Annotated in this window: 1 protein-coding gene; it reads right to left on the bottom strand. The window is 81.1% G+C overall.

Translation table 11 applies throughout. The features are described 5' to 3' along the window. Window positions 1–497, bottom strand: a 497-nt coding sequence (locus B7P34_RS38025) for a hypothetical protein (RefSeq protein WP_223268630.1), incomplete at both ends; no start/stop codon positions are given.

Here is a 497-nt window from a genome sequence, read left to right as displayed (position 1 = left end):
GCCTCCAGCGCCGCGGCGCCGAGCGCTGCCGCTTCCAGGCCGCAGGCGGCCAGTGCGGCGACGGCCGCGGCCCGTCCGGAGCCGCGCGCGGTGAGCAGCCGGGCCAGGAAGAGCAGCCCGCCGAGGGCGGTGACGGCGGCGAGCTCACCGGGGCGGGCGGCGGGCGCCCCCGAGGCTGCCCGTACGGACCACAGGAGCGCGGCCAGGGCGGCCGTGAACAGGCCTGCGGCCGTGAGGAGCAGGGGCCAGGCGCGGGCCCGGAACTCGGCGCGGGAGCGGCTCACCACCAGGGCGTGCCGCACCCGCCCGGTGAACCACCGGGCGCACCACAGGGCGGGGACGAGGCTGCACGCGAGGGCGGCGGCCGGGACGGCGGCCCTGACGGCATCCAGCGAGACGATGCGGCCGGAGAGCAGCGCGGCGAGGGCGGGCCCGCCGAGGAGGGCGTACGCGACGAGCCAGGCGCCCGCGAGCAGGCCGGCGAACCGCCACGGGGC

It is taken from the genome of Streptosporangium nondiastaticum (assembly GCF_003011965.1).
In the GTDB taxonomy this organism is placed as follows: Bacteria; Actinomycetota; Actinomycetes; order Streptomycetales; family Streptomycetaceae; genus Streptomyces; species Streptomyces nondiastaticus.
Note: the sequence above shows the minus strand (reverse complement) of the source record. Positions and strands in the feature narration are given on the sequence as shown.